The sequence below is a fragment of the Catenulispora sp. GAS73 genome (assembly GCF_041262085.1).
Taxonomy (GTDB): domain Bacteria; phylum Actinomycetota; class Actinomycetes; order Streptomycetales; family Catenulisporaceae; genus Catenulispora.
In genome coordinates this window covers 71,283-77,468 of record NZ_JBGCCM010000051.1, presented here as the reverse complement: position 1 = coordinate 77,468, position 6,186 = coordinate 71,283, and the positions used below count along the sequence as shown (strand labels likewise).

Sequence of the window (6,186 nt, the reverse complement as noted above, 5' to 3'; positions counted from 1 at the left end):
GCTCCCGGCTCCCGGCTCCCGGCTCCCGGCTCCCGGCTCCCGGCTCCCGGCTCCCGGCTCCCGGCTCCCGGCTCCCGGCTCCCGGCTCCCGGCTCTAGATACTTATTGTATCCCATACCATGGGGAAGAGTGACAAGTGGGGCATCAAGGTCGTGCAGGAAGCCACCGTGGCTCGCGGATACAGCCAATCCGAAGCGGTGCCTGCGGGCCTTGCCCCAGTCAAGGCCGACAAGTCCGCGTTTCTCAAAGAGAGCTGAGATACCGTTCCGGAACGGTGACGAGCCGGTGCAAGTGAACGCGAGTCCGAGGCGGGGATCGCCAGCAAAGGCGGGCACCACATCCAGCAGTCGTGTCGCGGCAGTGACGTTGTGTACTACGAAAAGTACGGAGCTTTCCGCGCGGAAGGGGAAGGTATTCCACTTTGGAGCTTCCTCCGCAAACGGGACACGCTTCCAATCCGACGAGTTCACCAGCATTCCGCTCCTTAACCAATGTCCGGTCACCATAGCGTGTGCCGGCGCGCGGGATTCGCTGCACTGTACGGCCGTGATGCCGTAACGCCGCGTTGCGAAGAGCACAGAGGGTTAGAAGCTGGGGCCTCGCCCAGGGCTCGACCCGCCACCTGGTGAGACGCCCGCGTACCGAATGCCCGGGCAGAGGGACAGGATGCCGACGGCCACCGTCGAGGTTGGACTGGTGTCACGTCCGCGCTGGTGGTGTACGGGGTCGCTAGCGAGTGATCCTGTTTGATCTGGACTTGGACGCAGGAGCGTTGTCGGTGGCGCGCCAGCGGCGGGCCGCCGGATGGTTGATGACCGCGCCGCCGAAGACCCGTGCTGGCATCCGGTACGTGGCGCTGGACCAGACCAGCGTGTTGCCGCGTTGCGCCAGCACCGTCACCGGCAGAAGCCACGATGATCGGGCAGGGCTGGAGCGAGTCCGGGCATGTGTTCACCTTCCCCAGCAGTCGGCCGCTGTCTCCGGACCGGCTTACCCGCACCTTCGCGGCTCTGGTCCGCGTCTCAGGGCTGCCGCCGGTCGCGGTCCACGGGCTCCGTCATGGTGCGGACACGATGGCTTTGGCCGCCGACGCCGGACTTAAGACGGTGCAGGCGATGCTCGGCCACTCCTCGATCTAGGTCACCGCTGACATCTACTCCGCCGTCCTGCTATAGACGGCGCATCATTCCGGGTGGGTAGTGGACGCCGCGCTCCGCGGACTTCAACGTGGTGGTGGGGCAAACAAGGGTCGTGATGGAGTTCTTCGACGCCTTGGCGGACATCGAACGTGTGGTGAGGCCCGCCGAGCTCGATGAACTGGCACAGTGTGCGTTGGCCGCCTTCGAGACCGTGGAGTACACCGCCAACCGAATCAAGACGTGGCACGGATCGCTGCCACCATGATCATCACGGTGTGGGTGCCGAAAATGCCCCCGAAGCGAGCTGTGCAGTCGGGGGTCTCGAACGCTGCGATTAGGCAGAGGGGCCGTAGCGGTGCCCGGGAGGGCTGGGCAGCCTTCACATAGGCCGCCCGGCCCGCCGCCGATTTACATTGGCCTGGGCTCGGCAACAGCATCCAGGCTTACAACGGCTGCATGCGGTCCTCGATCGGGATGGTCACGCCCGGTATTGGACTCGGTGGTGTAGGCGTTGCCCGATGTGCTGCTGATCCCGAGCCGTGTCATCGGCGACGCGTTGCTCCCCGACGGCACCCCCGGCAGAGCAACGAGCAATCGGGGCAATCCGGCAACCACTTCCGGGACATCCTGCGGCTCGGCGCGATTGAGCGCATCATGGGCGACGCGCGCGACAAGCCACGCTCCGATCGCTGCCAGCAAGACCGTCGTCCCACACGCGACGGTGAACGCCACCACCAATTCGACCTTCCCTCCCGATACGACGAAGGCCCAGCACCGATTTCGGTGCCAGGCCTCACGAACAACCCGGTGCGAAGATCACAAAACCCCGCTGCCGGAAACCCGGGCGGGGTTGCAACCTCCATTCGAGCACACGAATGCCCGAACACTTGAAGTTTAGCATAACTCTGCGATGCAGCACCACTCCTCCCGTGAGCAGGGCAATTCCGCGGGCGGTCCAAACCCGACGTGGCCCTGAGGCCGTACCGGACTGGTCGAGGCCCTGCCATTGTGCCGCGATCGTAGGAGGTGTAGGCGCGGATGTCGGGAGCGCGCTACCGACTGAATGGTCTGTCGCGGGTTTGAGTTCGCGTGCTCGCGAAGGTAACGCGCGGAGCTGCTCCGTCTCTACGCCAGGTGTACGACGCCCTCCTCGGGGCGGTCCAGGTCGGCGTAGGCGGATCCGAGCAGCCGGTGCGCGTGTATCCGAGGACTGGGATCGGCCATACGGAGAGCGGCGTCCATGGCCAGTTGCCACACCTCTGTGCGCCAGCCGTGGCGGACAGCGATCTGCTGGATGGCCAACAGGTTGGCGTGCTCGGCGTCGAACTAGGCGACCGCGGCCTGCATGTCGGGCAGCGGCAGGGAGCGTGCACCGGGGACAGGCGGGTCGAACCGGGACGGTTCAGTTCTTGGTTCAGGCGGTCTTTTTGGCTGCGTGGGAGCGCGGCCGATCCGGTGAATTTGGTGCCGGTGCCGTGAAGCTCTGCCATGGAGCCTTCCGATAGGTAGCGGCGGTCGCCATTCGTCGTGCAGTTTGGCCAGGACCGCGCTGGTGAGGCATTGCAGCGCTGCGGAGTTGGGGAAGACCTGGACGACGTCGGCTCGGCGTTTCACCTCGCGGTTGAGGCGCTCCAACGGGTTGGTCGACCTGATCTTCTCCCAGCGCGTGTCCGGGAATGTGGCGTAGGCCGTGATGTCGGATTCGGGGTGCAGGGGCATCTCGGTACGGACCCTATTCCACGGTCGCCAGAACCGCGCGGACGGCTTCCGACTCCGGGACTCCCAGTTCGGTGAAGATTCGCAGGGCTGCCTCCAGATGCCGGCGCGCACCGTGCGAGCCTTCAGCGGCGAGGAGTGCCGAGGCGATGCCGAACTCGGCGTGGGCCTGTTCATAAGGGTTCGCGCCGTCGGCTAGGGCGAGAGCAATGGTGTGATGGTGCAGTGCCGTCGCGGTATCGCCAAGGGCGATATGGGTCTGGCCCAGGCCGTTGTGGACGGCATGCTCGTTTCCCGGCTGGTGGAATTCGTGGCAGACGGCCAGCGCCTGCGAGTACCGCTCCAGCGCGGTGGTCGGGTCGCCTTGCCGAAGGTGGATCTGACCCAGTGTGGTCAGTGCCCCGACCTCGTCGTTCCGGTCGCCGTTGGCGCGGGCCAGGGCCAGGGCTCGGTGGGCGTAGCGGTCGGCGCTCTTATAGTCGGCCAAGTGCGCGTGGACCGCGGCCATGGCCTCGCAGGTGTTCGCGAGCAGGTACTGGTCGCCCAGTTCCTCGGCTGCGGCCAGGGCTCGGTGCAGGAAGCTCAGCGCTTCGTCCTCGCGGCCGAGGCGGTGATGGAAGCGGCCGAGATTGTCCAGAATCATGGGCTGGCCGTGCTGGTCTCCGGAAGCGATGCGCGCCTGCAGGACCTCGGTGAACAGGCTGATCGCCTCCTCATACCGGCCCATGTCGCCGGCCAGCAGGGCGGCGTTGCCCAGAGCGGTGAGTTCGCCGTGTTGGAAGCCGATTTCGCCGAAAGCCTCCGCTGCCAGCCGGTAGTTCTCGGCGGCGGCTTCGAGACGGCGCAGGCGGTAGCTGGCCGCGCCGATACCGTTCAGCGTCACGCCCTCGCCCCGGCGGTCGCCGACGGCGCGGCGCAGCGTCAGCGCCTGCTGGAAGTGTTCGAGCGCTGTTTCGTAGCGGGCGGTCGCGTCGTACGCGATGCCGAGCAGGTGTTGCAGTTCGGCCTGGGCGAACCGGTCGTCGAGCCGCTCGGCCGCGGCCATGGCGTCGGCGAGAGTGCCAAACCAGCTGTCGAGGTACCTGCGGGTATAGAAGAACATCCACAGCGAGTGGGCCAGTTGCCAGGCGTGGACCGGCCACTCGTCCTGCGTGCCGAGCCGGACGGCGGCCACCAGGACCGCGTGCTCGGCCTCCAGCCACGCGCCGGCCGCGTCGACGTCGTCGAAACGCAGCGGCGTCGACAGCGCGGTCGGCGTGGGATCGGGCATGGTCCGCCGGTGGGGGTTGATCAGGTCCATGCTTGCGTTCGTGGTGGCCAGCAGCCAGTCGAACAGCCCGGTGAGGGCCACGTGGCGCTGGCCCGCCGTCTCGGTGGCGCAGGCGAGTTCGCGGGCGTATGCGCGCAGCAGATCGTGCATGCCGTATCTGCCTCCGACGCCGCGCTGGAGCAGATAGGTGTCGGCCAGGTGGTCGAGCAGCCCACGGGCCTCGGCGACCGGGACACCGGCTGCGGCGGCGGCTCCGTGCGCGTCGATGTCAGGCCCAGGACATAATCCGAGCAGTCGGAACAGCCGGGCGGCCGGTTCGGACAGGGCGCGGTAGGACCAGGAGAACACGGATCGGACATCGGTGAGCGGGTCACCGGTGGCGTCCAGAACATCCAGGGTCCTGCCGACATCCTGAAGATCTTCGACGAGCTCGGCCAGGCTGGCGCGCGGGCGACTGGCAATCCGTTCGGCCACGATCCGCAGCGCCAAGGGCAGCCCAGCGCACAACCTGACCAACTCGCCACAGGCATCGGGTTCCGCCAGCACTCGCTGGTCGCCCACCAGCCGGCCGAGCAACTCCCGCGACTCCTCGACCGGCAGCCGGTCCAAGTCCAGTCGGCGGGCTCCGTCCCGGGCGACGAGGCCCGCGAGCGCGTCCCGGCTGGTGACCAGGACCAAGCACTCCGCGCTGCCGGGCAGCAAGGGGCGGATCTGGTCCACGGTGCGGGCGTTGTCCAACACGATGAGGGCGCGTTTCCCAGACAGCAGGCTGCGATAGCTCATGGCACGCTCCTCCAGCCCCGGCGGAACCGTGTCGACGCCGAGCGCCCGGAGGAAAGAGCCCAGTACAGTCGTGGCCTCCAGAGGTTCGCCCGGCCCGTAGCCGTGAAGGTTCGCGTACAACTGCCCGTCGGGGAACCGGTCGGCCACCTGGTGCGCCCAGCGCACTGCCAGCGCGGTCTTGCCGACACCGGCGGTCCCGGCGATGGCCGAGATCACGACTGCTGAGCTGTGGCCGCCCTTGAGCAGTCCGTCGAGTTTCTTCAAGTACGTCTCGCGGCCGACGAAGGCCGCGACGGCGGCCGGAAGCTGTCGAGGCCCGGTGGCGCGCTCGGCGCCGACCGGTCGTGTCTGGTCGGCGATGGCACGCTCCCAGGCCGTCGCCCACTTCCGCGCTTCGGCCGGTGTGGCTCCCAGCGCCAGCACGACCGCGTCCGCCACGTCGACCGGCATGATCGTCGCCCCGGAAAGGTAATCGGACAAGCTGCTGCGGGGCACGCCACTAGCGGAGGCGAGATCCCGCAGAGACAGCCGGGCCCGTCCCGTCCCCCGTGCCGCCCGCACCCGCCATGTGTTCAGCTTGGCCAGCAGACCTTGCACCGTATGCGGATCGTCGTCCATACCCTGCCCCCGTGTGGGTACCAAAGACCTCTGACATGTCACGGAGCGCCTTCCCCGGCTGTCCGGGGATGTCCGGGACTGTCCGGACCCGGCGGCTCACGGCAATCGCGCTGCGACAGTGGGTGCCGGGCATCGCAAGCCCACCATAAACGGTGCTGTGCGACTTTCGCCTTGGTAGCTGCGAGAAGGGGGACCATCAGGATGCGCAGACGTCTGACGGTAAGGAAGCGGCTCGTAGTGAGCCTGCTGACAATGGGTGCAACAGTCACGACGGTCACCTTCGCGGCTCCCGCCGCCCAGGCCTGGCCGGGCGCGCCCTATCTGAGCTATGGCGACACCGGAGAGGGCGTTGCGTGTGTGCAGTGGCTCTTGGACTGGTGGCACTACGACACCACCGGTGGCAAGTACTACCTGGACCAGGACGGGATCTGGGGGCCCGCCACCGACGCCGCGGTGCGGAGCTTCCAAGACGCGGAATTCGGCACCGACGACGGAATCGTCGGGCCGCAAACCGGTGCCGCGTTGTGGGCCGTTCCGCGCAAATCGGGCAGCATGTCCGGAAGTGACTGCTACTTCGACATACCGACCTGAGGGTGACTCAGACCGGCCCTGACTGATGGGCCGCCCGTAGGCCCTCAGGGTGAGCAATCGAGCCGGGGC

General features: G+C 67.5%; 8 protein-coding genes and 1 pseudogene. 4 read left to right on the top strand and 5 right to left on the bottom strand.

Translation table 11 applies throughout. From position 1 onward, the window contains the following. Positions 1-119 precede the first annotated feature (119 nt). The gene (locus ABH935_RS46010; protein WP_370384329.1) at positions 120-257 is read left to right on the top strand and encodes a hypothetical protein; all 138 of its coding nucleotides are present in this window, start codon (positions 120-122) and stop codon (positions 255-257) included. Between the two features lie 472 nt (positions 258-729). On the opposite strand, the gene ABH935_RS46005 is transcribed toward ABH935_RS46010, so the two are convergent. After that, a complete protein-coding gene (locus ABH935_RS46005; RefSeq protein WP_370384328.1) occupies positions 730-900 on the bottom strand; it encodes a hypothetical protein in 171 nt (56 codons plus the stop codon). A gap of 14 nt (positions 901-914) precedes the next feature. Between ABH935_RS46005 and ABH935_RS46000 the strand changes: the two genes are divergently transcribed. Both ABH935_RS46000 and ABH935_RS45995 read left to right on the top strand, forming a co-directional pair. Continuing rightward, a complete protein-coding gene (locus tag ABH935_RS46000; protein WP_370384327.1) occupies positions 915-1,139 on the top strand; it encodes a tyrosine-type recombinase/integrase in 225 nt (74 codons plus the stop codon). 115 nt (positions 1,140-1,254) lie between these two features. Next, positions 1,255-1,404, top strand: a complete 150-nt coding sequence (locus tag ABH935_RS45995; protein WP_370384326.1) for a hypothetical protein — start codon at positions 1,255-1,257, stop codon at positions 1,402-1,404. Between the two features lie 143 nt (positions 1,405-1,547). On the opposite strand, the gene ABH935_RS45990 is transcribed toward ABH935_RS45995, so the two are convergent. The 4 genes and pseudogenes from ABH935_RS45990 to ABH935_RS45975 form a co-directional block, all read right to left on the bottom strand. Continuing rightward, complete coding sequence (locus tag ABH935_RS45990; protein ID WP_370384325.1) at positions 1,548-1,874, bottom strand: hypothetical protein; 327 nt, start codon at positions 1,872-1,874, stop codon at positions 1,548-1,550. 390 nt (positions 1,875-2,264) lie between these two features. Beyond that, positions 2,265-2,441, bottom strand: coding sequence for a hypothetical protein (locus ABH935_RS45985; protein WP_370384324.1), 177 nt, complete (start codon positions 2,439-2,441; stop codon positions 2,265-2,267). A gap of 266 nt (positions 2,442-2,707) precedes the next feature. After that, a pseudogene (locus ABH935_RS45980) lies at positions 2,708-2,858 on the bottom strand (transposase); the annotation flags it as partial. Between the two features lie 13 nt (positions 2,859-2,871). After that, the gene (locus ABH935_RS45975) at positions 2,872-5,403 is read right to left on the bottom strand and encodes a tetratricopeptide repeat protein (RefSeq protein ID WP_370384323.1); all 2,532 of its coding nucleotides are present in this window, start codon (positions 5,401-5,403) and stop codon (positions 2,872-2,874) included. Positions 5,404-5,778: 375 nt separating this feature from the next. On the opposite strand from ABH935_RS45975, the gene ABH935_RS45970 reads away from it, so the two are divergent. Further along, positions 5,779-6,117, top strand: a complete 339-nt coding sequence (locus ABH935_RS45970) for a peptidoglycan-binding protein (protein WP_370384322.1) — start codon at positions 5,779-5,781, stop codon at positions 6,115-6,117. The last annotated feature ends 69 nt before the right edge of the window (positions 6,118-6,186 follow it).